Origin of the sequence: Sphingobacterium wenxiniae, assembly GCF_900116225.1 — a bacterium.
GTDB lineage: Bacteria > Bacteroidota > Bacteroidia > Sphingobacteriales > Sphingobacteriaceae > Sphingobacterium > Sphingobacterium wenxiniae.
Map to the genome: position 1 here is coordinate 135,043 of NZ_FOZZ01000008.1, position 25,875 is coordinate 160,917.

Here is a 25,875-nt window from a genome sequence, read left to right on the forward strand (position 1 = left end):
GAGTATAATGCTTTTATGGAGAAGCATAAACTTTTGTAGAGATATAAAAAAGAAGGAGAGCATTGCTCTCCTTCTTTTTTATATCTCTACGGAAACTTCCATTTTGAAATCATCATCTTTTAAGTGGACGATTTCTGTTGCTTTCTCATAGTTGGTTGATTTCTTTGAGAAGAAATCATGTTGTGTCGTTTCGGTATTCAATCCGTTTAATACAATCGGGTTAACCTGCTTCACCTCAAAGATAGGATCAAAACCCAAGTTCATTAAGGCTTTGTTTCCGTTGTAGCGAACATATTCTTTCACTTCTGCTGTTAAGCCAACAACAGTATATAGTTCTTCGGTGTATTTGATTTCATTTTCATACAAATCATTCAATAAGGTCAGAAAACGAGCTTTTACTTCTTCTTTGTTTGGTAGTTTGTCAAAAACTTCCTGTGCGATCAATCCTACGAATACACCGTGGATAGATTCATCGGCAATGATTTTCTTGATGATATCGGCTGACGCTACCATCTGCCCTTGTCCACATAACCATAGCGGCAAAAAGAACCCCGAATAGAATAGGAAGGATTCCAAAAGAACGGATGCTCCTAAAGCCATGAACAGCTCTTCATTGGAGATATGCTCCTTGTCTATTGCCCGGTAATATTTGTCGATGGTGGATGCTTTGTATTGCAGGAATTTGTTTTCCTGTACCCAACCGAATACATCGTTGATTTCGTTGGTTGTCGATACTGTCGTGAAAATTGTCGAGTATGATTTCGCGTGGATAGCTTCCATCATACACATATACGACAAGACGGCTTTATTTTGCAAACCGCTGATGTGGTCGATAATCTTAGGCATACCTGTATGGCTCTGTAAAGTATCCAACAAGGTTAAGCCACCCAATGCCTTTTTATAACATTCCTTCATATCCCAGCTCAACCCTTTCCAGCTGTCGATGTCTTTTGAAGGAATATATTCCGTATCAATCCAAAACTGCTTGATGTTTTGCTCCCAAAACATCAATACATAATCATTCTCCGGCGTGTTCCAGTTTACGGCTGTATATTGTTTCATTTTTTTCCTCTCCCCAGCCCTCTCCCTCGTCAGAGCCGAGGCACTGCAAAGGAGAGGGAGCAGGTTTATGTTTTTTAATTTATTGTCTTTAATCTTCCCTCTACCCCCAAAGGGGAATTGTTTATCTTAATATCTCCCCCTTTGGGGGGAGGGGGGATTTACGCTGAACAAGAGATACACTCTTCGATATTGGACTTACGTGTGCGGGTATAATACAATGATTTCAACCCTAATTTGTGTGCATAGATGTAGTATTTTGCTAAATCTCTTGTGCTGTCCTTCGAATTAGTATGCAGGATTGTTGACACCCCTTGATCAATATGACGTTGGATGACGGAGATTAGCTTCAAGACTTTGTATTGATCCATATCGTATGCTGACTTGAAGTAGAAGTAATTGTCATTTGTCAAGTATGGCATAGGGTAGTAAGTTGTACTATCGCCGTATTCACGAACTTCAATAACATCAACAATAGGCATGACGGATGCAGTCGCGTTCATGATATAAGAAGTAGACTGATTCGGAGCAATTGCCAAGCGATAAGCATGGTAAATGCCATGTTCTGCTACTTGTGCTTTTAGGTTAGCCCAATCTTGGCTTGTCGGGATATGTATACCGTCAAATAGTTCTTTTATTTTGTCTGTTTGCGGTGTATATTCTCTTGAGGTGTATTTGTCGAAGTAAGTTCCGTCTGCATAAGCAGACTTCTCAAAACCAACAAATGTTCTACCGCGCTCTTTAGCGATTTCCATGGATGCTTCCAACGAATAATAGTTCATCATCATGAAAAAGGTATTGGCGAAATCCAAAGCTTCTGTCGATTCGTACATAATGAAGCTTTTTGCTAAGAAACCATGTAGGTTCATCGCACCTAAACCAACGGAATGCAATTCTCTATTCGCTTTGGCAATAGAAGGAACCATATCGATGTTGGTAACATCGGTAACAACTGTTAACGCACGCATAGCTGTTTTTACGGTCTCCTTAATACGCTTGTTATCCATAACGGTAGCGATGTTCAGCGAACCTAAGTTACAGGAGATGCCGTAACGGATTGTATCTTCTTTACCATATATTTCGATATCCGATACTTCTGAAATCTGCATGATTTCTGTACATAGGTTTGAGAATTTTACTCTTCCCAAGCCGTTTAGTGCATGTGCACGATTGGTGTTTTCTTTGAAAAAGATATACGGGTAACCCGACTCTTTTTGTGTCTGAGCGATTTTCACCAACAGATGACGGGCATTGATTTTTTTCTTTTTGACGTTCGGGTTGGTAATCAACTCGTCGTACATTTCATCCATGTCCATCTCGTCCAAAAACTGACCATATTCCTGCATAACGGTATGCGGATAGATAAGATAACATGCTTCATCTTTCTCGGCGAGTTCCATAAACTTATCCGGCACAATAATACCGATAGACAAGGATTTGATACGTACTTTTTCGTCGACGTTGATTTTTTTACAGTCTAAGAACTCTTCAATATCTGAATGGAAGATGTTTAGATACACGGCTCCTGCACCTGGGCGTTGTCCCAATTGATTGGCATAAGAGAAGGTGTCTTCCATAATTTTCATGATTGGCAATACACCGCCTGCACGCCCGTCTACACCTTTTATGGCTTCACCTCGGGCACGTATTTTGGATATATTGAACGAAACACCTCCACCGATAGAGGATAATTTCATCGCTGAATCCACAGCATAACCAATACCATTTAAGTTGTCCCCAATTTCATCCAGGAAACAGGAAACTAACTCACCGGAACGTTTTTTACCGGCGTTCAAGAATGTCGGGGTAGCAGGTTGATATTCTTGATTAATCATGATTTCCGCATACTCGATAGCTTTCTGTACACCTTCCTGACGGGCTAAGAATAGTGATACGGCCACCACGCGGTCTTCGTAGCGCTCTAAGAATTTCTCACCGGAGTCATCGCGAAGGGCGTAGCTCTGGAAAAACTTGAAAGCGGCCATAAAGGATTGAAAACGGAACTTTTTGGCATGCACATAGTTGTACACTTGTTCCATCTCTTCGAAGGTAAACCATTCGTAGAAATTGATGTAATAGTTGTTTTCAATCAGATAGTCGATTTTCTCTTTCAATGTGTAAAAGAAAACGGTGTTCTTGTTGACGTGCTCCAAGAAATAGGCGCGCACAGCTTCTTTATCTTTATGCAAGCTGTACTCGTCATCATGCTTAATCATGATTTCATTATTAAGCAATATCCAGTTTTTTGCTACCTCGTTTGCTATCATTGTATTGGTTCTTTATAATGTCAATAAATTGATTGATATCCTCCATTGTGCCAGAAAGTTCGAATTTCATAGCTAATGGAATATCGTAATCTTCGGATACTTTATCGGCTGCTAAACCGAAGTTTCTGCCCCAGTTTCTGTTTCCACTTGATGTAACGGAGTATATCTTTTCGGCATGGTCATCCATAAACAGCTTCGTTTTATCAGGCATGGAACCTATCTTTGTGGTATAGGTAATCAAGTGTCCGGCTTCGTGGATTTCCAGACCTTCGTCGATTTTATGTGCTTGCCAGCCTGTTATCTGTATCACTTTGTCGATAAAACGCTGAACATTACCTGTTCTTGAATCGTAATATAGATGAACCATCATTACTCCTTTGTTTTGTGGTAAAACTTATTGTGCAATCGTAGCCAATTCCTCGGGTTTGAAACCGATGATACGTTGTTGTACTTCTTCGTTTTCAAGCACAAGAACGGTAGGAACTGTTCTGATTTTAAACTTAGCAGCGAGATCCGGCTGGTCGAACGGATTGATAGACTCATAGCTAATACCCTTGTTGTCTAGGTAAGCCGACACTTGTGCGCATGGTGCACAGTCATTCTTTTCGAATTTAATGATTCTTGCCATGTTATATGTTAAGTTTAATATATCGGAATTTTTGCAAATCCCTAATGAAGTTAAAACACGAAACTTGACCCTGATTCGAATCAAGCAAAACAAATATCTTATATTTTATCAGGGAGCGGTAGTGATACTTTTCCACAACTAAAAAAGTATCTCGCTTAAAACGCGTTTGTTGTTGTGATAATATTTGTAAATGGCTGTTGTTTAGCTGTTAGTAGTATGTGGATAACTTTAAAATTTATTTTTTTGTACGATTTTTGTATATTAATTCATGTAGTCTAAATCTGACAATTTATAATGATAAATCATTATCTTTTTCTAGATTTTGTCCCTCAGTGATTTGACTCTCGAAAGAATGCTTTTCTGCTATTTTTTTTGATGTGACTTTATAAATCGTTAACTTCAAAAAAACTAAATACCATGAAACTAATTTTTAATTTACTACTTGTCTCTTTATTGGGAATGGGGACGATGTATGCGCAGGAAAATGTCACATACCAGAGACCTAGCCCAGAAATTTTAAGCCTTGCGGATTACCAACGCCCGCCGAGCGTAATGCTCAATCAAGACAAAAGTTGGATGGTTTTATCTTATCGCTCGACGTATAAAAGTCTGGACGAGCTCAATCAGGAGGAGGTGCGGTTGGCAGGTCTGCGAATTAATCCGGTGACCAATATATCCAGCACAACGACCTATGTCAACAATATCAAATTGAAAAAATTGGGGTCGGATGAAGAAATCCAGGTGAGCGGACTGCCGCAACAGGTCCGTATTTCCAACACAAGTTTTTCCCCGGATGGTTCGCTATTAGCGTTTACCCATACTACTGGAACAGGGGTAGAGCTTTGGGTAGTGGAATTGGCGACTGCACAGGCCCGCAAACTGAGTGAAGCAGATCTGAATGCCAATATGGGGATGCCATACTCCTGGTATAAAGATGGATCAAAGTTGTTGGTCAATAAGTTGCCGACTGATAGGGCCAAGCTCATTGACAGCAGCAAAGATTTGCCTACAGGGCCTATCGTTTCCACAAGTGGTGGTCAGGTTTCGCAGTTGCGTACTTATCAGGATTTGTTGAAAAATCCACAGGATGAAGCGAATTTTGAGACCTTAGCACAATCGGAATTGTATACTGTAGATCTAAACGGTAAGCAGGAGAAATTCTTAGACAAAGCTATCTACGGTATGCAGGCTTTCTCTCCTGACGGACAGTATCTGATGGTAACCACTATCAAGAAACCTTTTTCTTATGTTGTGCCACTTTACTCTTTCCCACAAGAAACCGCCGTTTACGATTTGCAGGGCAATTTGGTGAAAGTTGTCAACGAAGTACCTTTGAACGAGATACAACCGAAAGGATTTTCGTCTACGCGCAAAGGAAAAAGAGGGATGTATTGGCGTGGTGATAAAGCGGCATCGGTGTATTATGTAGAGGCCTTGGATGAAGGTGATGCGTCGAAAAAAGTAGAATATCGGGATGAGCTGTTCTCGTGGGATGCGCCTTTTGATGGGCAACCGGTATCATTGACGAAGGTAGCCGATCGTTTTTCAAGAGTAATATGGGGTGATCAGACGCATGCGTTAGTTTACACGATGTGGTACGATACACGAAATGAAAAGATTTTCGCCCTCAACCCACAGACCAAAGAAAGTAAGTTGATTTCTGAGAGAAATTCACAAGATGTATATAGCCACCCAGGTTCGGTGTATACGGAGCGGAATGCATATGGCAATTATGTAATGTATGTTGATAAGGGGAAAAGCTATTGGGTATCGCAAGGCTATACGAAAGAAGGACAGTTCCCTTATGTTGAAGAAATGGATTTGGGAACGCTGAGTAAAAAACGTTTGTATACCGTTAACAATCCTGGGAAGAAAGAGAGTATTGTTTCTCTGGTAGATGTGAAAAAAGGGGATTTGCTGGTTTCTGTAGAATCACAGACCGAATACCCCAACTTCTACATGAAGAATTTCAAAAATAATAAAGCAAAGGCTTTGACCAATTTTGCTAATCCTTTTAAAGGTTTAGAAGGCGTACATAAGGAAGTTATCCATTATAAACGTGCGGATGGTGTTGACTTGTCGGGTACACTCTATCTCCCTGCCGGATACGATAAAACGGCTAAAACCGAAAAATTGCCACTATTGATTTGGGCGTATCCTACGGAGTATAAAGACCGTGCTACGGCTGGTCAAAGTACAGCAAATCCGAATGAGTTCACATTTCCTTATTATGGTTCTTTTGTCTATTGGGCAGCTAAGGGATATGCCGTGTTGGACGACGCAGCTTTCCCGATCATCGGTGAAGGCGATGAAGAGCCTAACGATACATTTATTGAGCAATTGGTTGCTAATGGTGCAGCAGCTATCGATGCGGTTGATAAATTGGGGTATATAGACCGTAGTCGGGTAGGTGTCGGTGGACACTCTTATGGTGCTTTCATGACGGCTAATCTATTAACACACTCGGATTTGTTTGCCGTTGGTATTGCTCGTTCGGGGGCATATAACCGTACGCTTACACCTTTTGGTTTCCAGATGGAACAACGTAATTATTGGGATAATCCGGATCTGTATAACCGCATGTCGCCGTTTATGAATGCACATAAAATGAAAACCCCGATGTTGTTGATTCATGGTGACGCAGACAACAACCCGGGAACATTTACCTTACAGACTGAGCGTTACTTTCAGGCACTGAAGAATTTGGGAGCTCCTGTTCGGATGGTCTTACTCCCATTTGAATCGCATGGCTATGCTGCTGAAGAAAGCATTATGCACACGCTTTGGGAACAGGATCAGTTTTTGGAGAAATATTTGAAGAATAAATAAAAGATAGAAGGGGATGCTTAGCATCCCCTTCTATCTTTTATTTTGCAGCCTTTACGGTGAAAGGAACAGCATACTCACCCCATGCGAAGGTTACTAACCCCGAAGGTGCAACACTGACGTTGAGCTGTTCTTGCATAGAACCAGTTGAACTATTGCTGACGTCAACCCGTAACGCATCTTCGTTCTGGTCATACTGTGTTCCCCATTTCTTCCAGACTTTGTTGAAGATAACAGTAGTTTGGTATTCGCCGGGAATACTGTGGATACTGTACTTGCCTGCAGGAAGAGGTTTTCCGTCTACGGTTACATCTTTATCGACTTCGAACGTGGTCGCCTCATTGGCTCCGGTACGCCATACTTGTCCGGCAGGAGCAATATCAACCCCAAGCTGTCTTCCCTTCAAGGAAGGTTTGCTGTAGTGGATGTCAATGGTAACACCATCTTCGGTCGTTACTTTGACGCTGTCAGGAGGACTTGGTCTTTGGCTTTTGTCGCTCTGGGCCCACCCAAAGGAGCATAGGAATGTCAGGAAACTTAAAATCAGGACTGTTTTTTTCATAACTTTTATGTGTTTATATCTTTACCTAAAGATAACGGTTTTCGGTGGAATTTAGTTTGGGAGAAGTGGTAAAAAAATGAAGCCTTCAGAAGTTTTCAAAACTTCTGAAGGTTGTTAAAACAAAAATTTATCAGATTAAACCAAATACTCAAACAAGGTTTGGTCTTTATTGATCTCGATGAAGTCAAATTTATAGGATTTCAATCGTTCGATAAGCGATGTATAATCTTTCGGATCGTTTAGCTCTATACCAATGAGGGCGGGACCTCTTTCGCGTTCGGTTTTCTTGATATACTCGAAACGTGTTATATCATCTTTGGCACCAAGGACTTCCGTTACCAAAAGACGCAATGCTCCTGGGCGTTGAGGAAAACGCACGATGAAGTAGTGTTTAAAGCCTTCATAAAGCAACGACATTTCCTTGATTTCACTCATGCGGTCGATGTCGTTATTACCTCCCGAGACAATACATACAACTTTCTTGCCTTTGATTTCTTCTTTATGGAATTCTAATGCGGCTACTGAAAGCGCACCAGCCGGTTCGACGACGATCGCATCTTTATTGTACAATTGCAGGATGGTTGTACAGATTTTCCCTTCCGGAATGGATTTTACCGAATCTAACAGTTGGCTACTGATATTGTACGTCAATGCACCAATTTTCTTCACAGCAGCGCCATCGACAAATTTGTTGATATGTTCCAATTCAATAGGGCCTCCATTGGCCAGTGCTGCTTGCATGGACGGAGCGCCTTCGGGCTCTACACCGTAGAGTTTGACATAAGGGGCGTATTTACGTATATGATAACCCAAACCGGAGGACAGTCCACCACCACCGATAGGGATGAAAATAGCCTCCACATCAGGCATATCTTCCAGGATTTCTACGGCAACTGTACCTTGTCCTTCAATAACCTTGAGATCGTCGAAAGGCGGGATAAAGGTCATGTCATGCTGTTTGGCATATTCCAAAGCTGCCTTTTGGCAGTCGTCAAATGTATCACCTGTCAATACGATTTCGATGTTGCCATTTCCCCACATCTCGGTTTGGGTAATTTTCTGACGAGGGGTCGGACCTGGCATGAAAATCACACCTTTGATGTCTAATTTTTTGCAGGAAAAAGCCACGCCTTGCGCATGATTTCCTGCACTGGCACAGACTACACCTTTGGCTCTTTCGGTTTCGGACAGACTGTTGATTTTATTGAAAGCGCCACGTAGTTTATAAGAACGGACGACCTGAAGATCTTCACGTTTTAGATAAACTTCTGCACCATATTTTTCAGAAAGATGGATATTGTACTGCAAAGGTGTGCGAGTAACGACATCCTTTATCCTTTCTTTTGCTTGGAGTGAATTAATGTTTAGTGTTGATAAATCCATTTTAAATTAAAATCAAAAAGTATAGAGGTGATTGGATTTTGGTAAAGGTTGTACACTGGGTTGCCTAATTGCTCCAAAAAGCATCTTTTATCAGTTGTACGTTTGCTTCTTTGTTATTTTGTACATGGATGGAGACAATATCAAACCGAATATCGCCTTCATGACCGTTTATTCTTAGATAAGCTTCTGCCGCTTTGATGAGGTTTCGTTGTTTTCGTTCGTCGACAAAGCTAAAGGGCTCACCAAATGCCGTTGATGTACGGATTTTTACTTCTACAAAGACCAGTATATCGGCATCTTTAGCGATGATGTCTACCTCCCAATGCTTGTATCTCCAATTGGTTGCCAAGATTTGGTAAGCCTGAGCTTCGAGATAACGTTTGGCTTCCTGTTCTCCAAATTGTCCAAGTTGCAGGTGAGTAGCCATTTGTAGTATTGGGTATTGCGGTGTCTTGAGATATTGAAGGAACAAAGAAGAAAGAGACAAGTGTCCTTCTTCTTTGTTCTTCTTCTTTCATCTACTTCACTAACGCATGCAAATCATCGTCGTTTACATCTTTTTTGGCATCGGCCATTACGAGGAACTTCTCATATACAGAAGCCAAAGCCTCTTTATCCAATTGATAACCCAAACGTTCCAAATGGTGTTTTAACGCATGGCGACCTGAACGAGCCGTTAAAATGATGTCAGCTTCTTCCAGGCCAACATCTTCCGGACGGATGATTTCGTAAGTTTCACGATGCTTCAAAAAACCATCTTGATGTATACCCGAACTGTGTGCAAAGGCGTTACGACCTACGAGAGCCTTGTTTGGTTGTACAGGCATGTTCATCATCTCGCTGACCTTGCGGGAGATATAAGTGAACATTTTGGTGTCGATATTGGAAGTCAGATTACCGAATTCTTTGTTGTGGACTTTCAATATCATGGCTACTTCTTCCAGCGAAGTATTGCCGGCACGCTCACCGATACCATTGATCGTACATTCTACCTGACGGGCACCATTTTTCACGGCAGCGATGGAATTTGCTGTTGCCAGACCTAAGTCATTGTGACAATGTGCAGAGATGATCGCTTGATCGATATTTTTTACATTTTCTTTTAAGTATTTGATTTTAGCACCGTATTGCTCAGGCAAACAATAACCGTTGGTATCTGGGATATTGACTACCGTTGCACCCGCAGCGATTACGCCTTCGACCATTTTTGCTAAAAACTCCAAGTCCGCACGCCCTGCATCTTCCGCATAAAATTCTACGTCTTCTACGTAGCCTTTTGCGTGTTTTACAGCAGCAACCGCTCTCTCAAGAATTTCCTCGCGCGTACTGTTGAATTTGTATTGTATATGCACATCGGATGACCCGATTCCGGTATGGATACGTGGTCTTTTGGCATATTTCAATGCCTCTGCAGCTACATCAATGTCATTTTTGTTGGCACGTGTCAATGCACAGATGATGACATTGTTCACTGCTTTGGACAGCTCAACGACCGACTGAAAGTCTCCTGGACTGGATACTGGAAACCCCGCTTCTATAATATCCACACCGAGACGCTCTAAGTCTTTGGCGATGTCAATTTTTTCAGGAGTGGTCAGCTGGCAGCCCGGTACCTGTTCGCCATCGCGAAGCGTGGTATCGAAAATATATAAGTGATTCGGATCGTGTAACATAGTTTAAAATTAAAAATTATTTTTCAAATGAGCTCGCTAAAGCTCGGTTAAAAATTGTAATGTGAAAATTTGCGAATGAGAAAATTTGAAAATGACATGTATTTCGGTAATTCATTTTCAAATTTCCAAATTATCCAATCAAAAACTCTAACACCTTAGCGCCCATCTCGTTTGTTCCCAATATACGGTCGGCGGGAGTTTCTGGATTCGCAATATCACCTGTTCTCCAACCTGCTTTTAATGTATCTGCAACAGCTGTGGTAACGGCTTTTGCTTCTTCTTGAAGACCAAAAGCAATATCCAGCAATAGAGCTGCCGAGAGGATAGAGGCCAGAGGGTTCGCTTTATTTTGTCCGGCAATATCGTGTGCTGAACCATGGATTGGCTCAAAGAAACCGGTGCTGTCTCCGATAGATGCTGAAGCCAACATACCCATAGAACCTGCAATCTGAGATGCTTCATCGGTCAAAATATCACCGAAAAGGTTTGCCGTTAATACCACATCAAATTTTTTCGGGTTTTTCACCAGTTGCATCGCTGCATTATCGATGAACATGTGTTCTGTTTCTACATCTGGGTATTCTTGTGCGATCTCCTGCACTACATCACGCCATAAGCGAGAAGTTTCCAAAACATTGGCTTTATCTACCGAACATAGTTTTCTGTTACGCGTACGTGCCGCATCGTAAGCTTTGCGTGCAATACGTTCCACTTCATAACGGTGATAGTTCATCAAATCCGACGCGAAGGTATTGTCCTCGCTACGTACTTTCTCGCCGAAATAAACGTCGCCTGTGAGTTCGCGGAAGAATAAAATATCTGTTCCACGTAACACTTCCGGTTTTAGGCTGGAGGCATCCAAGAGTTCATCAAACAACAAAATCGGACGCAAATTGGCGTACAAACCTAATTCCTTACGGATTTTTAACAACCCCTGTTCTGGACGTACTTTGGCTGATGGGTCATTGTCATATTTAGCATGACCTATTGCGCCAAATAGAATCGCATCAGCAGCTTTTGCCTTATCCAATGTCTCATCAGGTAATGGATTACCTGTAGCTTCGATAGCCGTATGTCCCATGATGGCTTCATCGAAACTGAATTCATGACCATACTTTTCTGCGATGGCCTCTAAAATCTGCTTACCCCAAGTTGTTACCTCTTGTCCAATTCCGTCACCGGGAATGATTAAAATATTTTTTTTCATGTTTTTTACTTCCTAAACTCTTTGTTTATACTGATGATTAAATCGGGTAACCACAAGGGATTACCCCTACATTTATTTCCAAATCTTCAAATTATCTCATTTACAAATTACCTTCGATGAGATTGCTATACTCGGGTCTCGAATTACTTCCCCTCTTTCCAAAATCAATTTATGATCTATACAAGATGGTAGCTGACTTTCATAATGGCCTACATAAATTAGAGTTTTGCCATGTGCGCAAAGTTCATCCACTACAGCATTGAAATGCGTGGTCTGCGCAATATCCAAACCCTGACACGGCTCATCCAAAATCAATAATTGTGGATTCTTGATAATTGTTCGTGCTAATAATGCAAGACGCTGTTTCCCTAAGGGAAGGGTGTGCAAAAGTTGGTCTTTGTTCGGCAAAAGGTCAAAGAAATCCAGTAACTGTTCTATCTGTTTTTTCTCTTCATACTTGACATCAATAAACCAACCGATGCTGTCGTAAAAACCTGACGCTATGGTATGCCATACAGTAGCACTTTTGTCAAAATACCAGTGCATCTCAGGCGATATAATGCCAATCTTTTCTTTAATATCCCAGATGCTTTCTCCAGAGCCACGTTTTGTACCGAATAGCCAGATGTCCGAAGCATAGGCTTGCGGGTGGTCTCCGTTCAAAAGGCTTAGTAATGTGGATTTCCCCGACCCATTAGGTCCTTGCAGAAGCCATTTTTCACCTGCATGGACAGTCCAGCTTACATTTTTCAGCACCACTTTGTCGCCATAGCGAACAGATACATTTTTAAGCTCGACCATAGTCTGACTGGTAACAGCAGGTTCACGTTGCAGGAAATATGGTAAACTCTTCTTCTCCCGAGCATTGTCTTGCGAGAAATCGCTTGCACTTTGTACCACTTTGAGCTTTCCGTTTTCAATTTCTGCAAAACGGTTGATGCAGGAGGGAAGATGTTGGTCGTTCGTGATGAGAATCAATGTCGTACCTTTGTGGCTTATCTCGTCGAAAAGGTCTAATAGATTCGCTCTGGATTGCTTATCCAATCCCGTAAACGGTTCGTCGATAATCAGTAATTGTGGGCAAAGCCAAAGCGCTTGTACCAGTTGCAACTTCTTGTGCTCTCCACTGGAAAGCTCTATCAGCTGTGTATCTTTACAATTTTCAAACCCCAAAGCATGCAGGATGTGCTCTACATCGGCATATTGCAGGTTATTTTTTGCACCAAAATGCATGAGATCAGCATAGACGGTCAGTGTATCGTTTTTCTGGAACTTGTTGTACCGTTGCTGATAGTAGAAGTTGCGGTCACCCTCTAAATTGGTAAATTGATACCAATTGGAGACATAATAAGCACGGGCGGGCAGGTTAAGCTGTTCGTTAAAATGAAAGGTAATTTCACCTGCGAATTTTTCCTGTCCTGCGATGGCTTTTGCCAAAGATGTTTTTCCTGTGCCGCTTTTTCCGCCAATTACCCAATTCTCACCGTTGTGTATTGACCAATTAAGATCGTCCAATACAACCTGCCCGGCGTATTGGAGATTCAAATGGCTGATATGGACAAAATCCCCTCCTAACCTCCCCAAAGGGGAGGAACTATTCCCCTCCTTTGGAGGGGTTAGGGGAGGATTTTTATATACCATAATATTATTTATAAAATGAAAATGGCCTTGTTTGTTCAAAGTCTTCAATCAACTCTTTTTGGCTTAAGATATAGTCGATGTCGTCATAGCCATTGATTAAGCAGGACTTTTTGTAAGGATTGATTTCAAATTCAAAGCTGTCGCCGGTTGCGTTGATGGTAACGGTTTGTGTTTCTAAATCAACAGTTAATTCATTTGTTGGGTCAGCAAAGACGGCAGCAAATATCTTTTCCAAAAAATCATCCGGCACCGTGATAGGTAATACACCATTGTTTAAGGCATTGCCTTTGAAGATGTCAGCAAAGAAAGAGCTGATAACGACATTGAAGCCGTAGTCTTCGATTGCCCAAGCGGCGTGTTCGCGGGATGATCCGCAACCGAAGTTTTTGCCGGCTACGAGAATTTTTCCGCTGTAAGTTGGGTCGTTCATCACAAAATCAGCTTTTGGCTGATCGTTGCTGTCATAACGCCAATCACGGAATAAATTGTTACCAAAGCCCTCGCGTGTTGTTGCTTTTAGAAAGCGGGCCGGGATAATCTGGTCGGTATCGATATTTTCAATCGGTAGCGGGACTACCCGCGACACTAATTTTTCAAATTTTTTCATCTTAACAAATTGTTCTTTATTGTGATAAAGCTATTAGATCTATTCCTCCCTCCGTGTGGTTTGAATAAATCATGATGGTTTCATATTATGAATTTAATATTGCTCTTACTTCTCTAAGTTTCATTGTCATGCTTATAGCCGTGTTTTCCGCCCAATCATTATAGTCTTTAATGGCTTCTAAGCGATTTTGGTCAGAAATATAACCTTCATCTACCATTTGTTTGGAACTGGCTACTTTTGACCAAACTTTGATTTTGTCTATATGTAAGGGATTTTTACGCTCATAATGTTCATCTGCATCAAAAACCTCAATCTGACCAAAACCATGTTCTTCAAGCATGTCTTCAAGATCATAACCAATCCTATTGTTCATGCCGGCATCTTTTCTCCACATCAAGAACATATGATAAAAATTATCCATACTCTTCGGAATGCGTGGATTCCAGCTGATGGCTTCGTGATTATAATCAAGAATAGAAATTTGCCCGTTAGGTTTTAGTAAAGATTTTAGTTTATCAATAGCTGTGTCTAATGTTGAAATCCATTGAAAGGTCCGTGCGGATACAATAAGGTCAAACTTTTGATCGCTCTCAAAATCTAATAAATCACAGTGATGGAGTTCAAGATTTCGAATGTCTGAAAACAGATTTTTCCCTTCCTCAATAAAAGATGCCGTGTTGTCAATTCCGACAACATATCCGGTAGGACCTACGATATTTGCAATATCTTTTGTGATTGCTCCTGTCGAACAGCCAATATCCAAAACTCTGAGACCTGGTTTTAACGCGGATTTTAGTGTGCGATAATCTTGTTCGAGTGTTCTTTGGTTGAAAATCGTAGAAGCATTCTGTGATGTTCTATCGATTACTTTATTTTCTGAGGCAGCAGCCGTTTCGCAGATATGACACATATTTTAAACTACCTCTCTAACATCCACAATTTTACCAGCCACGGCAGCTGCGGCAGCGGTCAGTGGGCTTGCCAACATCGTACGTGCATTAGGCCCTTGACGACCTTCAAAGTTTCTGTTGGATGTAGATATACAATATTTTCCTGCTGGAATTTTGTCTTCATTCATCCCTAAACATGCTGAACATCCTGGTTCACGAAGTATAAATCCGGCTTCTTCGAAAATTTTGTCTATACCTTCCTCTTTGGCTTGTGCCTCGACTTGTTTAGAGCCAGGAACAATCCATACTTCTACATTGTCTGCTTTCTTTTTACCCTTAACGAAGGAAGCTACGGTGCGTAGATCCTCGATTCGGGAATTGGTGCATGAACCGATGAATACGTAATCTACAGGATGTCCTATTAACTTTTGGTTATCTTGGAAACCCATGTAGTTCAGTGCTTTTTCGTATGATGGTTGTTCGGATTCTGGTTGGGCTGCTGTTGCAGGAATGGCATCTGAAATACCTATACCCATGCCTGGGTTTGTACCGTATGTAATCATCGGTTGTATATCTGCTGCATCAAATTGCAATACAGCATCAAATTGTGCATCCTCATCTGAATATAAGGTTTTCCAATAATCTACAGCTTTATCCCAGGCTTCTCCTTTAGGTGCGAATTCACGCCCTTGTACATAGTCGAAAGTAGTTTGGTCAGGTGCAATCAGACCACCGCGGGCACCCATTTCTATACTCATGTTACACACGGTCATACGGCCTTCCATACTCAAAGAGCGGATTGCCGAACCTGCAAACTCCACAAAGTAACCTGTTCCACCGGCGGCTGTTGTTTTCGAAATGATGTATAGTACAATATCTTTTGCTCCTACACCTTTTGCCAGTTCGCCATTAACTTCAATTTTCATGGTTTTGGGCTTTTGCAACAATAGACATTGCGTAGCAAAAACCTGCTCTACCTGTGAGGTTCCAATACCAAAGGCAATAGCTCCGAAAGCTCCATGTGTTGACGTGTGACTATCCCCACATACCATGGTTTTTCCTGGTTGGGTAATACCCAATTCAGGGCCAATAACATGTACGATACCTTGGTATGGGTGACCTAAGCCATATAACTCAACACCAAATTCCTTCGTATTTTTGGTCAGCATATCCACTTGATAGCGTGATAGTTCTTCTTGAATAGGTAAGTGCTGATTCAATGTTGGTACGTTGTGATCCGCTGTAGCTACCGTTTGGTTTGGGCGGAACACAGGAATACCACGCTTGCGCAGACCGTCAAAAGCCTGTGGTGAAGTAACCTCGTGGATAAGATGTGTGTCGATGTATAAAATATCTGGGAAGCCTTCCTGGCTTTTGACAACATGTGCATCCCAAATCTTCTCAACTAATGTTTTTCCCATTTCTCTCTTCTTTATTATAGTTGTCAGTAATCAGTTTTCAGTGGTCAGTCACCGGTAGTTGTTGCTTACTGATAACTGACTACTGTCCACTGACTACTAAATTAAACAGTTTTGATGGCTTTCATTGCCGTCATTGCTTTACGCAATTTAGTGCCAACAATTTCTACAGGGTGGGTACGTAAGATTTCATTTACTTGCACTAACTGTACGTTGTCTACTGAGCCGTCTTTCCCTTCGTTGAAATTTTTACCCACTAAGTCGGTATCCACTTTCTTCATGAAATCAGTCAACAAAGGTTTACAAGCTTGGTCGAATAGGTAACAGCCGTACTCTGCCGTATCGGAAATAACACGGTTCATTTCGAATAATTTCTTACGTGCAATAGTGTTGGCAATCAAAGGGGTTTCGTGCAGAGATTCATAATAAGCAGATTCTGGTTTGATACCGGCTTCTACCATGGTTTCGAAAGCCAATTCTACACCTGCTCTTACGAAGGCAACCATTAATAGGTAATTGTCGAAATATTCCTGCTCACCGATTTTTACATCGCCGGCTGGAGTTTTTTCGAAAGCTGTTTCGCCTGTTTCTGCTCTCCATTTCAATAGGTTAGCATCACCGTTGGCCCAGTCCTCCATCATAGTTTTGCTGAACTCGCCAGACATAATGTCATCTTGGTGTTTTTGGAACAATGGGCGCATAATGTCTTTTAACTCCTCAGAAACTTGGAAAGCTTTGATTTTAGCTGGGTTGGAAAGTCTGTCCATCATACCGCTAACACCACCGTGTTTTAAAGCTTCAGTGATGACTTCTACACCGTATTGTACCAATTTGGATGCGTAGCCTGCATCAATTCCTTTTTCGATCATTTTGTCGAAAGAAAGAATCGAGCCTGTTTGTAACAAACCACAAAGGATAGTTTGTTCACCCATCAAATCAGATTTTACTTCGGCTACGAAAGATGATTTCAATACACCAGCACGGTGACCACCTGTACCTACGCAATATGCTTTGGCATAAGGCCAGCCTTTTCCTTCTGGGTCATTCTCAGGGTGTACAGCAATCAAGGTTGGAACGCCAAATCCTCTTAAGTACTCTGCACGGACTTCAGAACCCGGACATTTAGGTGCGACCATGATAACCGTAATATCTTTACGAATCTGCATACCTTCTTCTACAATGTTGAAACCATGGGAGTAGGATAGGGCAGCACCTTGCTTCATCAAGGGTTGTACAGCATTGATAACAGCCGTGTGTTGTTTATCAGGAGTTAGGTTGATTACCAAATCAGCATTTGGAATCAACTCCTCGTATGTACCAACATTGAAATTGTTGTCGGTCGCGTTTTTCCAAGAATCTCTTTTTTGGTCAATAGCTTCTTTACGTAATGCGTAAGATACGTCAAGTCCGCTGTCACGAAGGTTTAAACCTTGGTTTAAGCCTTGGGCACCACAGCCCACGATTACGATTTTTTTACCTTTTAAAGTGTTAACGCCATCTGCAAACTCTGCTGAATCCATAAATTCTGCATGACCTAATTGGTTTAATTGCTCTCTAAGCGGTAAGGTGTTAAAATAATTTGCCATTTTTTTATTAGTATTGAGTATTTAGTAATGAGTATTGAGATGCCGATATAGTTTACCAACGTCTCGTCCTTATTGTTTTTTATCCTCTCTCCAACCCTCTCCCAGGGAGAGGGAGGTAGAAAGATGTTCTTGTTTATTACTTTTTGTTCTATAATATTAAATCCTAATATTATTCCCCTCCTTTGGAGGGGTTAGGGGAGGATTATTCTCCGTTGGGCTATTGCATAGCCTAAATGTAAGTTGTCATGACCAGATGTGGTAACCAAAACATCAGCGAAGCTGTTTAATAGCGATCCATAGGTTGCCGTATCGTAGGGTTGTATAGTCGCAAAGATACCTTTGTTATAGTCGTCTTCAATTTTTTCAATTGTTGAGATAGCCAATGCTTTCAGTTCGGCAGCTTCTTCCGCAGTTACAAAGTATGTTGGTTTTGATCCTTTTTTATACGCTTCTAAATATCTAATAGCGGAAGTGTCGGTGTTGATACCCGTACGTGCATAGCACAGTGTTTGGGTACTGACCACAATATGTCCGAAGTTCCAGATAATATTGTTATTGAACCCCTCTGGAATCTTATTTAGCTCGTCTAATGTAAGTTCTTCCAGCAGTTGGATAAAGGCCTTACGACTATCTATGATAAATTTAAATATTTCTTTCATTATATATGTTTAATTGTTTAATCGATTAACCGTTTAAACGATTCATCAACTAAACGTTTCTACATGGTGAACACATCATCCTGTTGGTCAAGGTATTCGTTTTCGACGATTTCCGGTGAAGGTGTTTCCCGTTCAAATTGTTTTAACTTAGAGTGGAAGCCTGCACTGTCCTTGATTATGGCAATACGTGCGCCACGTACAAACTCAATAAGTTTGTATTTACCTAACTCGGAGGTTAATCTGTCAATTTCCTCACGATGCCCTGCTGTTTCGAAGACGGTATAGTCATTACGGATAACTACTGCAGAAGCACCATATTCACGCAATAAACGTTCTACAGGAGCTTTTTCAGCAATGATTTCTGTAGGAACTTTATAGAGAGCTTGTTCTTGCCAGATCAGTTCTTCGTTGGTATTGTAATAGGCCTTCAATACTTCCACTTGTTTCTCGATTTGGCGACAAAGCTTGCGCACAACCTCTTCACTCTCGTGGATTAAAATCGTAAAGCGGTGGATGCCTTCCACTTCGGAAGGGGAAGTATTCAAGCTTTCGATGTTGATTTTCCTTCTGGAGAAGATGCCGGAGATACGGCCAATCATACCGATGGCATTCTCTGTATATAAGGTAATGGTATATTCTTGTTTTTCCATTGTTTAAAAGCTTATAGGCTATAGGCCTTAGGCAGTAGGCTTAAAGCTTACTGCTTAAAGCTTATTGCTGTGTTATTTTAACCTAATTTCTGATACCGACGCTCCTTGTGGAACCATTGGGAACACATTGTTTTCCTTTCCTACCATTACTTCTAGTAAGTAGGAACCGTCGTGTTCTAACATGGTTTTTAGTGCAGAGTAGAGGTTCTCACGTTCGGAAATGCTATTCCCATCAATATGATATCCTTTGGCTACAGCTACAAAATCTGGGCTTGTAATATTCACAAAAGAATAGCGTTTATCATTGAATAGCTGCTGCCACTGGCGAACCATACCTAAGAACTGGTTGTTAAGCACCAATATTTTTACCTTAGCGCCGAATTGCATGATTGTCCCTAACTCCTGGATAGTCATCTGAATACCACCATCTCCTACAACAACAATAACGTCGCGCTCCGGAGCACCATACCAAGCACCTATTGCGGCTGGTAGTCCAAAGCCCATCGTCCCCAGTCCTCCGGAGGTTACGTTGGATTTTGATGAGTTAAATTTTGCGTAACGGCAGGCTACCATTTGATGCTGCCCCACATCCGTAACGATAACGGCATCTCCGCCCGTTAGTTCGTTTAAGGTTTTGATTACTTCGCCCATAGTCATGACTTCCCCAGTTGGGTTTAGCTCATCGTGGATAACAGCCTTAACCTCTTCTTTCTCCAACTCGCGGAATTGTTGCAACCAGGCCGAATGATCTCTTTTCTCTACCAACGATGTCAATAGAGGCAAAGTCTCTTTGCAATCGCCCCAAACAGGTACGGTTGCTTTTACATTTTTGTCGATTTCGGCAGGGTCAATATCTAAATGGATAACTTTGGCTTGTTTAGCATATTTATCCAATCTCCCTGTCACACGGTCATCAAAACGCATACCTACAGCAATTAACACATCGCATTCATTGGTCATCACATTTGGGGCGTAATTGCCGTGCATGCCTAACATACCTACATGTTGTGGATGATCAGTTTCCAATGCGCTCAATCCCATTACGGTCGTTGCTGCTGGAAATCCCCCCTTTTCTATGAAGTGTTTAAACTCTTGTTCGGCTTTACCTAAAATAATCCCTTGGCCGAATAAAACAAATGGTTTTTTCGCTTGGTTGATAACTTGTGCGGCTTGCTCGACATATTCATGACGTACAATCGGAGCAGGTCTGTAGCTACGCACATAATCACACTTCTCGTATCCTTCGTAGTCAAATAATTGTATCTGTGCATTCTTGGTAATATCGATCAATACTGGGCCAGGTCTCCCTGTGCGAGCAATGTAGAATGCTTTAGCCAATACACTTGGAATTTCGGTCGCATCGGTTACCTGATAGTTCCATTTGGTGACTGGCGTAGTGATATTGATCACATCAGTTTCCTGAAAGGCATCTGTACCTAATAAGGCAGCAAAAACTTGACCTGTGATGCAGACAATAGGATTACTATCAATCATTGCGTCCGCTAATCCAGTTACTAAATTGGTAGCGCCCGGGCCACTTGTAGCAAAAGCTACACCTACACGGCCAGAGGTGCGAGCGTAACCTTGTGCGGCATGTATGCCCCCTTGTTCATGACGGACTAGAATATGATTCAACCTATCATTGTAATCATATAACGCATCATAAATCGGCATGATGGCACCTCCTGGATACCCAAAGATGGTATCAGCTCCCTCGTGAATTAAAGCCTCTAAAACAGCTTGAGAACCGCTTATTTGGGTTGTCGTTGCTGTCTCTGTCTGAGGCGTCGCTTCCGTTTTTTCCAGTGTACTCATTTTTATTTAATATTGAGATATTAGTATTGGGTATTGAGTAGTGCGTATTGAGATGAGTCTTTCTTTTACTCAATACTTTGTACTCGTTACTTTATAAATCTGTCACACAGCCTTCCGACGCATCGGCTACTGTCTTTGCGTATTTGTATAAAACGCCTTTTGTTACTTTCAATGCAGGCTGTTTCCAGTTGGCTCGACGTTGCGCGATGACTTCATCGGATACCTGTAAGTTTAGGGTATTGTTTACTGCATCGATTTCAATGACGTCGTCATCTTCTACCAATCCGATTAACCCTCCTGCATAGGCCTCGGGTGTAATGTGCCCAACGACAAAACCGTGTGTTCCTCCCGAGAAACGGCCATCAGTAATCAAGGCTACTGAATTACCTAGACCCGCTCCGATAATTAAGGCCGTAGGTTTAAGCATTTCCGGCATACCGGGAGCCCCTTTAGGTCCTTCGTTTTTGATAACGATAACATCGCCTGGCTTAATTCTTCCAGTTGCTACTCCAGCTACCAGATCGTGTTCGCCATCAAATACGCGTGCAGGACCTACGAAGCGTTCGCCTTCTTTCCCCGATATCTTGGCCACAGAGCCTTTCTCTGCTAGATTTCCGTAAAGAATTTGTAAGTGACCTGTCGCTTTAATTGGATTGTCCAATCGCTTTACGATAGGTTGATTATAATCCATAATGGATTTTATGCCTTCAAGGTTCTCCGCTAACGTTTTTCCGGTTACGGTCAAACAATCTCCATGCAATAGCCCTTCATCTAATAGATAACGCATTACGGCTGGAGTTCCTCCATATTGGTGTAGATCCTGCATCAAGTATTTTCCTGATGGTTTGAAATCTGCCAATACAGGTGTTTCGTCAGACATGCGTTGGAAGTCATCTTGTGTAATATCTACCCCAACGGATTTACCGATAGCGATGAAATGTAAAACGGCATTGGTGCTTCCTCCTAGAATAATAATGGTGCGTAAAGCATTTTCAAATGCCTTACGGGTCATAATATCTGAGGGTTTAATGTCTTTCTCTAAAAGGATTTTGATGTATTTACCAGCTTCCAAGCATTCCGCTTTCTTTTCTTCGGATACAGCTGGATTGGAAGAAGAATAGGGTAAGCTCATCCCTAAAGCTTCAATAGCTGAGGCCATTGTATTTGCAGTGTACATACCACCACAAGCACCTGCACCTGGACAAGTATGTTTGATAATGCCTTCGTAATCTTCATCGGAAAGATTTCCACAGACACGTTGACCCAGTGCTTCGAAAGCAGAAACAATATTCAGCTCCTGACCTTTGTAGTGTCCGGGAGCAATTGTTCCGCCGTATACCATAATTGCCGGACGATCCAAGCGCCCCATAGCGATGATGGCACCAGGCATGTTCTTGTCACAACCCGGGATAGCGATTAAACCGTCGTAATACTGGCCTCCACAAATGGTCTCGATACTGTCTGCAATGACATCGCGAGAGACCAATGAATAGCGCATACCGTCTGTTCCGTTACTCATCCCATCACTCACACCTATGGTACCAAATGTCAAACCGACCAAACCATTATTCCACACCCCTTTTTTGACGACTTGTGCTAAATCGTTGAGGTGCATGTTGCAGGTGTTACCGTCGTAGCCCATACTGGCTATACCAACTTGTCCTTTGTCCATATCCTCATCGGTTAGCCCGATACCATACAACATGGCTTTTGCTGCAGGTTGTGTCTCGTCCTGCGTGAAGATACGGCTGTACTTGTTTAAAACATTTTTCTCGTCAGATGATGACTTCATAATTCTCTTCTTCTAATACTAATTTTTTATATTTTCTTTGGATGGAGGCACCTATGGTGTGTTCCCAATCCTCTTTATATCGTATATTGTCTACTTCTTTAATGCCGATGATTTCTGCTGCAGTACCACATAGGAATGCACTGTCAGCCTCATGTATATCTTGAATGCTTAAGCGCTTTTCGATGACTTCGATTTGAAAATCTTTACAGATCTCGATGACCGCCTGACGTGTAATGCCGGGGAAAATATTGCCCAATGGGGGAGTGTATATCTTGAAGTCCTTTTCAATAAATAGATTTTCACTGGAAGCTTGCGCTACAAATCCCTCCTGATCTAATAGCAAAGCCTCATCAAAACCATTGCGGATCGCGTCGCTGGATGCCAAAATGGAATTGATATACTGTCCGGATACCTTGGCATCTATGCGGAAAGATTTTGGATTCGGGCGCTCGATGCGCGAAGTACACACCCGAAGGAGGTTATGCCCTAAATAGGGCCCCCATTCCCAAGCAGCGATCATGATTTTAGATTCCACTGCAGAAGTAAGGTGCATATTGGAACCCGAGAATACCAACGGGCGTATATATGCTGAGCGAAGATTGTTTACAGATAGTAATTCATACGTCTTTTCTATCAAATGATTGTTGTTCCACTGATAGGGAAGGTTAATCGCACGACAAGACTCCTGCAAACGGTTGAAGTGTTCCTCAGCTTTAAAAATACGCGAGCCGTGATAGGTGCTGTATGCCCTCAAACCCTCAAAAGCACCATAGCCATAGTGTAGAGACTGACCAAAAAGATCTGTTCCGGCTGTATTCGCCTTAACAAACTCCCCGTCTAAATAAATGTAGGTGTCCTGGTTGTAGTACTGCATATGTTACTTGTTTTATCCCCAATAAACTGTCTTGGATCCCATAGATGGTATCAGACGAATTTTACTTTTGTTAAGTTAGCGCTATTAAAAATTGTTTACAATAGCTTAAAGAATTATTTTGAAAAAGTTTATTATTTTGTATTTTTATGTTTATTTATTTTTAATTTTTGTTTTCAATATAATTTCAGAATAAAAAACTGATGTTAATAGACTGAAATTAAAATCGGTATATACCTAGAAAGATGTGTTTTTTTAAGGAGAGGCTGAAATTCTTCTTAAAATTACTCTATTGGACAAAAAAGTTAATTAAAAAGGCCCTTAAAACCAATTGGTTTTAAGGGCCTTTTTAAATGTGCATTTTTTAGAGATTAATTCTCTATAATTCCTTCTGCCAATACGGTAATGTTGTTATCCTTGGCTTCTACAACTCCACCTTGGATTGTCCAGACGATTTCGTCCTTGCCGTTTTGGATAATAACTTTTCCGTCGTCTAAAGTAGATACGATAGGGGCGTGGTCTTTCAAAATCTGAAAGGAACCTGCGCTTCCTGGTACAGTTACTGCTGTAACTTCACCTTCGTAAGCCAATTTATCCGGAGTAATGATTGTTAATTTCATTTTTCTAGTATTGGGTATTAAGTATCGGGTATTGAGATAAGTTTGTTACTCGTTACTCAATACCCTGTACTTAATACTTATTTAAACGGCTTCCGCCAATAATTTTTTACCTTTTTCGATAGCTTCTTCGATACTACCTACTAAGTTGAAAGCGGCTTCTGGATATTCATCCACTTCGCCGTCGATAATCATGTTGAAACCTTTGATGGTATCTTTGATATCAACCAATACCCCTTTTAATCCTGTAAATTGCTCTGCTACGTGGAACGGTTGAGACAAGAAACGTTGTACACGACGAGCGCGGTGAACGGTTAATTTATCTTCTTCAGATAGCTCGTCCATACCTAAGATGGCGATAATATCCTGAAGTTCTTTATAGCGTTGCAAGATTTCTTTTACACGTTGTGCTGTGTTGTAATGCTCATCACCCAATACCGCTGGAGACAAGATACGAGAAGTTGAATCCAATGGGTCAACCGCAGGGTAGATACCTAACTCAGCAATTTTACGTGACAATACTGTTGTTGCATCCAAGTGGGCAAATGTTGTTGCCGGAGCAGGGTCAGTTAAGTCATCGGCAGGTACGTATACCGCTTGTACGGAAGTAATGGAACCGTTTTTAGTTGATGTGATCCGCTCTTGCATCAAACCCATTTCTGTTGCCAATGTAGGTTGGTAACCTACTGCTGAAGGCATACGGCCTAAAAGGGCAGATACCTCAGAACCCGCTTGGGTGAAACGGAAGATGTTGTCGATGAAGAAAAGAACGTCACGACCTTGACCTTGTCCGTCACCATCACGGAAGTATTCTGCTACAGTAAGACCAGATAAAGCTACACGTGCACGTGCGCCAGGAGGCTCGTTCATCTGTCCGAATACGAAAGTACATTTTGAATCTTTCATCAATTCGCTGTCCACTTTGTCCAAAGGCCATTCGCCTTTTTCCATGCCTTCCATGAAGTGCTCACCATATTTGATAATGCCAGACTCAAGCATCTCACGCAATAAGTCATTACCTTCACGTGTACGCTCACCTACACCAGCAAATACAGATAGACCACCGTGTCCTTTCGCAATATTGTTAATTAGTTCCTGAATCAATACGGTTTTACCAACACCGGCACCACCGAACAAACCGATTTTACCACCTTTAGCGTAAGGTTCTAATAAGTCGATAACCTTAATACCGGTGAACAAAACTTCGCTTTCAGTAGAAAGCTCGTCAAATCTTGGCGGTACGTTGTGGATAGGACGTCCGTTTGTTGCGTCCAATTCTTGGATACCATCAATGGCACCACCCACTACGTTGAATACACGACCTTTGATCTCTTCACCAACAGGCATTTTAATCGGAGCTCCAGTATCGACAACTTTCATTCCACGAACCAAACCTTCCGTTGCATCCATCGCGATTGTACGTACACGATCCTCACCTAAGTGTTGTTGAACTTCTAAAACGATACGTTGACCATTGTCTTTTTCAATATACAATGCATCGTAAATCTTAGGAAGATTGTCATTGTCGGCGAAGTTGACGTCAACTACTGGGCCGATAATCTGCGCTATTTTACCAATATTGGGCATATTATAGGGACTAAATAATTATTAATCAATTTAAAACGAACGAAATTGTACGTCCGCATTTTGGAAGGCAAAAATAATGTATATCTATTTAAAAGCAAAACGGTTATTGATAATAATTTTATTTTTCTTATAAAAGG

Annotated in this window: 22 protein-coding genes; 1 reads left to right on the forward strand and 21 read right to left on the reverse strand. The window is 41.6% G+C overall.

What is annotated here, in order from left to right; genetic code table 11:
* Window positions 1-78: 78 nt before the first annotated feature.
* The 4 genes from nrdF to BM375_RS11895 form a co-directional block, all read right to left on the reverse strand.
* On the reverse strand, window positions 79-1,062 hold the full coding sequence (nrdF, locus tag BM375_RS11880) for a class 1b ribonucleoside-diphosphate reductase subunit beta (protein WP_093366342.1): 984 nt from the start codon (window positions 1,060-1,062) through the stop codon (window positions 79-81).
* A 158-nt stretch (window positions 1,063-1,220) separates the two neighbouring features.
* Window positions 1,221-3,326 (reverse strand): class 1b ribonucleoside-diphosphate reductase subunit alpha, encoded by a 2,106-nt coding sequence (gene nrdE, locus BM375_RS11885; protein WP_093366344.1) that lies wholly within the window; start codon window positions 3,324-3,326, stop codon window positions 1,221-1,223.
* A complete protein-coding gene (nrdI, locus tag BM375_RS11890) occupies window positions 3,286-3,696 on the reverse strand; it encodes a class Ib ribonucleoside-diphosphate reductase assembly flavoprotein NrdI (protein WP_244525893.1) in 411 nt (136 codons plus the stop codon). The genes nrdE and nrdI overlap by 41 nt, the downstream gene beginning before the upstream one ends.
* A gap of 24 nt (window positions 3,697-3,720) precedes the next feature.
* On the reverse strand, window positions 3,721-3,954 hold the full coding sequence (locus BM375_RS11895; RefSeq protein ID WP_093366345.1) for a glutaredoxin family protein: 234 nt from the start codon (window positions 3,952-3,954) through the stop codon (window positions 3,721-3,723).
* 417 nt (window positions 3,955-4,371) lie between these two features.
* Between BM375_RS11895 and BM375_RS11900 the strand changes: the two genes are divergently transcribed.
* Window positions 4,372-6,783, forward strand: a complete 2,412-nt coding sequence (locus BM375_RS11900; protein WP_093366347.1) for a S9 family peptidase — start codon at window positions 4,372-4,374, stop codon at window positions 6,781-6,783.
* A gap of 37 nt (window positions 6,784-6,820) precedes the next feature.
* On the opposite strand, the gene BM375_RS11905 is transcribed toward BM375_RS11900, so the two are convergent.
* From BM375_RS11905 to atpD, 17 genes are all read right to left on the reverse strand, one after another.
* Complete coding sequence (locus BM375_RS11905; protein WP_093366348.1) at window positions 6,821-7,342, reverse strand: DUF2911 domain-containing protein; 522 nt, start codon at window positions 7,340-7,342, stop codon at window positions 6,821-6,823.
* 135 nt (window positions 7,343-7,477) lie between these two features.
* Window positions 7,478-8,725 carry a threonine ammonia-lyase IlvA gene (ilvA, locus tag BM375_RS11910; RefSeq protein WP_093366350.1) on the reverse strand — a complete coding sequence of 416 codons (1,248 nt, stop codon included), beginning with the start codon at window positions 8,723-8,725 and terminating at the stop codon, window positions 7,478-7,480.
* Between the two features lie 64 nt (window positions 8,726-8,789).
* Window positions 8,790-9,152, reverse strand: a complete 363-nt coding sequence (locus BM375_RS11915) for a YraN family protein (protein ID WP_093366351.1) — start codon at window positions 9,150-9,152, stop codon at window positions 8,790-8,792.
* 91 nt (window positions 9,153-9,243) lie between these two features.
* Window positions 9,244-10,398 (reverse strand): 2-isopropylmalate synthase, encoded by a 1,155-nt coding sequence (locus BM375_RS11920; RefSeq protein ID WP_093366353.1) that lies wholly within the window; start codon window positions 10,396-10,398, stop codon window positions 9,244-9,246.
* 130 nt (window positions 10,399-10,528) lie between these two features.
* Window positions 10,529-11,605: a 3-isopropylmalate dehydrogenase gene (gene leuB, locus BM375_RS11925; RefSeq protein ID WP_093366355.1), complete on the reverse strand. Its 1,077-nt coding sequence runs from the start codon at window positions 11,603-11,605 to the stop codon at window positions 10,529-10,531.
* Between the two features lie 96 nt (window positions 11,606-11,701).
* Complete coding sequence (locus tag BM375_RS11930; RefSeq protein WP_093366356.1) at window positions 11,702-13,246, reverse strand: ATP-binding cassette domain-containing protein; 1,545 nt, start codon at window positions 13,244-13,246, stop codon at window positions 11,702-11,704.
* Window positions 13,247-13,250: 4 nt separating this feature from the next.
* A complete protein-coding gene (gene leuD, locus BM375_RS11935) occupies window positions 13,251-13,853 on the reverse strand; it encodes a 3-isopropylmalate dehydratase small subunit (protein ID WP_093366358.1) in 603 nt (200 codons plus the stop codon).
* Between the two features lie 85 nt (window positions 13,854-13,938).
* Window positions 13,939-14,763 (reverse strand): methyltransferase domain-containing protein, encoded by an 825-nt coding sequence (locus tag BM375_RS11940; RefSeq protein ID WP_093366360.1) that lies wholly within the window; start codon window positions 14,761-14,763, stop codon window positions 13,939-13,941.
* 3 nt (window positions 14,764-14,766) lie between these two features.
* Entirely contained in the window at window positions 14,767-16,164 is a 1,398-nt protein-coding gene (leuC, locus tag BM375_RS11945) for a 3-isopropylmalate dehydratase large subunit (RefSeq protein WP_093366361.1), read from the reverse strand.
* A gap of 101 nt (window positions 16,165-16,265) precedes the next feature.
* Entirely contained in the window at window positions 16,266-17,747 is a 1,482-nt protein-coding gene (ilvC, locus tag BM375_RS11950) for a ketol-acid reductoisomerase (protein WP_093366363.1), read from the reverse strand.
* A gap of 191 nt (window positions 17,748-17,938) precedes the next feature.
* The gene (locus BM375_RS11955; protein WP_244525894.1) at window positions 17,939-18,406 is read right to left on the reverse strand and encodes a DinB family protein; all 468 of its coding nucleotides are present in this window, start codon (window positions 18,404-18,406) and stop codon (window positions 17,939-17,941) included.
* A gap of 59 nt (window positions 18,407-18,465) precedes the next feature.
* Complete coding sequence (gene ilvN / locus BM375_RS11960; RefSeq protein WP_093366366.1) at window positions 18,466-19,056, reverse strand: acetolactate synthase small subunit; 591 nt, start codon at window positions 19,054-19,056, stop codon at window positions 18,466-18,468.
* Window positions 19,057-19,128: 72 nt separating this feature from the next.
* Window positions 19,129-20,871 (reverse strand): biosynthetic-type acetolactate synthase large subunit, encoded by a 1,743-nt coding sequence (ilvB, locus tag BM375_RS11965; RefSeq protein WP_093366367.1) that lies wholly within the window; start codon window positions 20,869-20,871, stop codon window positions 19,129-19,131.
* Between the two features lie 91 nt (window positions 20,872-20,962).
* A complete protein-coding gene (gene ilvD, locus BM375_RS11970) occupies window positions 20,963-22,663 on the reverse strand; it encodes a dihydroxy-acid dehydratase (protein ID WP_093366368.1) in 1,701 nt (566 codons plus the stop codon).
* Window positions 22,647-23,537 (reverse strand): branched-chain amino acid transaminase, encoded by an 891-nt coding sequence (locus BM375_RS11975; RefSeq protein WP_093366369.1) that lies wholly within the window; start codon window positions 23,535-23,537, stop codon window positions 22,647-22,649. The genes ilvD and BM375_RS11975 overlap by 17 nt, the downstream gene beginning before the upstream one ends.
* A gap of 368 nt (window positions 23,538-23,905) precedes the next feature.
* Complete coding sequence (atpC, locus tag BM375_RS11980; RefSeq protein ID WP_093366370.1) at window positions 23,906-24,154, reverse strand: ATP synthase F1 subunit epsilon; 249 nt, start codon at window positions 24,152-24,154, stop codon at window positions 23,906-23,908.
* Between the two features lie 81 nt (window positions 24,155-24,235).
* Window positions 24,236-25,738 (reverse strand): F0F1 ATP synthase subunit beta, encoded by a 1,503-nt coding sequence (gene atpD / locus BM375_RS11985; protein ID WP_093366372.1) that lies wholly within the window; start codon window positions 25,736-25,738, stop codon window positions 24,236-24,238.
* Between the last annotated feature and the right edge of the window lie 137 nt (window positions 25,739-25,875).

What these genes read in the sequence shown, in the direction of transcription:
- nrdF (WP_093366342.1), bottom strand. Translation starts at nt 1,062, where the DNA reads ATGAAACAATATACAGCCGTAAACTGGAACACGCCGGAGAATGATTAT.
- nrdE (WP_093366344.1), bottom strand. Translation starts at nt 3,326, where the DNA reads ATGATAGCAAACGAGGTAGCAAAAAACTGGATATTGCTTAATAATGAA.
- nrdI (WP_244525893.1), bottom strand. Translation starts at nt 3,696, where the DNA reads ATGATGGTTCATCTATATTACGATTCAAGAACAGGTAATGTTCAGCGT.
- BM375_RS11895 (WP_093366345.1), bottom strand. Translation starts at nt 3,954, where the DNA reads ATGGCAAGAATCATTAAATTCGAAAAGAATGACTGTGCACCATGCGCA.
- BM375_RS11900 (WP_093366347.1), top strand. Translation starts at nt 4,372, where the DNA reads ATGAAACTAATTTTTAATTTACTACTTGTCTCTTTATTGGGAATGGGG.
- BM375_RS11905 (WP_093366348.1), bottom strand. Translation starts at nt 7,342, where the DNA reads ATGAAAAAAACAGTCCTGATTTTAAGTTTCCTGACATTCCTATGCTCC.
- ilvA (WP_093366350.1), bottom strand. Translation starts at nt 8,725, where the DNA reads ATGGATTTATCAACACTAAACATTAATTCACTCCAAGCAAAAGAAAGG.
- BM375_RS11915 (WP_093366351.1), bottom strand. Translation starts at nt 9,152, where the DNA reads ATGGCTACTCACCTGCAACTTGGACAATTTGGAGAACAGGAAGCCAAA.
- BM375_RS11920 (WP_093366353.1), bottom strand. Translation starts at nt 10,398, where the DNA reads ATGTTACACGATCCGAATCACTTATATATTTTCGATACCACGCTTCGC.
- leuB (WP_093366355.1), bottom strand. Translation starts at nt 11,605, where the DNA reads ATGAAAAAAAATATTTTAATCATTCCCGGTGACGGAATTGGACAAGAG.
- BM375_RS11930 (WP_093366356.1), bottom strand. Translation starts at nt 13,246, where the DNA reads ATGGTATATAAAAATCCTCCCCTAACCCCTCCAAAGGAGGGGAATAGT.
- leuD (WP_093366358.1), bottom strand. Translation starts at nt 13,853, where the DNA reads ATGAAAAAATTTGAAAAATTAGTGTCGCGGGTAGTCCCGCTACCGATT.
- BM375_RS11940 (WP_093366360.1), bottom strand. Translation starts at nt 14,763, where the DNA reads ATGTGTCATATCTGCGAAACGGCTGCTGCCTCAGAAAATAAAGTAATC.
- leuC (WP_093366361.1), bottom strand. Translation starts at nt 16,164, where the DNA reads ATGGGAAAAACATTAGTTGAGAAGATTTGGGATGCACATGTTGTCAAA.
- ilvC (WP_093366363.1), bottom strand. Translation starts at nt 17,747, where the DNA reads ATGGCAAATTATTTTAACACCTTACCGCTTAGAGAGCAATTAAACCAA.
- BM375_RS11955 (WP_244525894.1), bottom strand. Translation starts at nt 18,406, where the DNA reads ATGAAAGAAATATTTAAATTTATCATAGATAGTCGTAAGGCCTTTATC.
- ilvN (WP_093366366.1), bottom strand. Translation starts at nt 19,056, where the DNA reads ATGGAAAAACAAGAATATACCATTACCTTATATACAGAGAATGCCATC.
- ilvB (WP_093366367.1), bottom strand. Translation starts at nt 20,871, where the DNA reads ATGAGTACACTGGAAAAAACGGAAGCGACGCCTCAGACAGAGACAGCA.
- ilvD (WP_093366368.1), bottom strand. Translation starts at nt 22,663, where the DNA reads ATGAAGTCATCATCTGACGAGAAAAATGTTTTAAACAAGTACAGCCGT.
- BM375_RS11975 (WP_093366369.1), bottom strand. Translation starts at nt 23,537, where the DNA reads ATGCAGTACTACAACCAGGACACCTACATTTATTTAGACGGGGAGTTT.
- atpC (WP_093366370.1), bottom strand. Translation starts at nt 24,154, where the DNA reads ATGAAATTAACAATCATTACTCCGGATAAATTGGCTTACGAAGGTGAA.
- atpD (WP_093366372.1), bottom strand. Translation starts at nt 25,738, where the DNA reads ATGCCCAATATTGGTAAAATAGCGCAGATTATCGGCCCAGTAGTTGAC.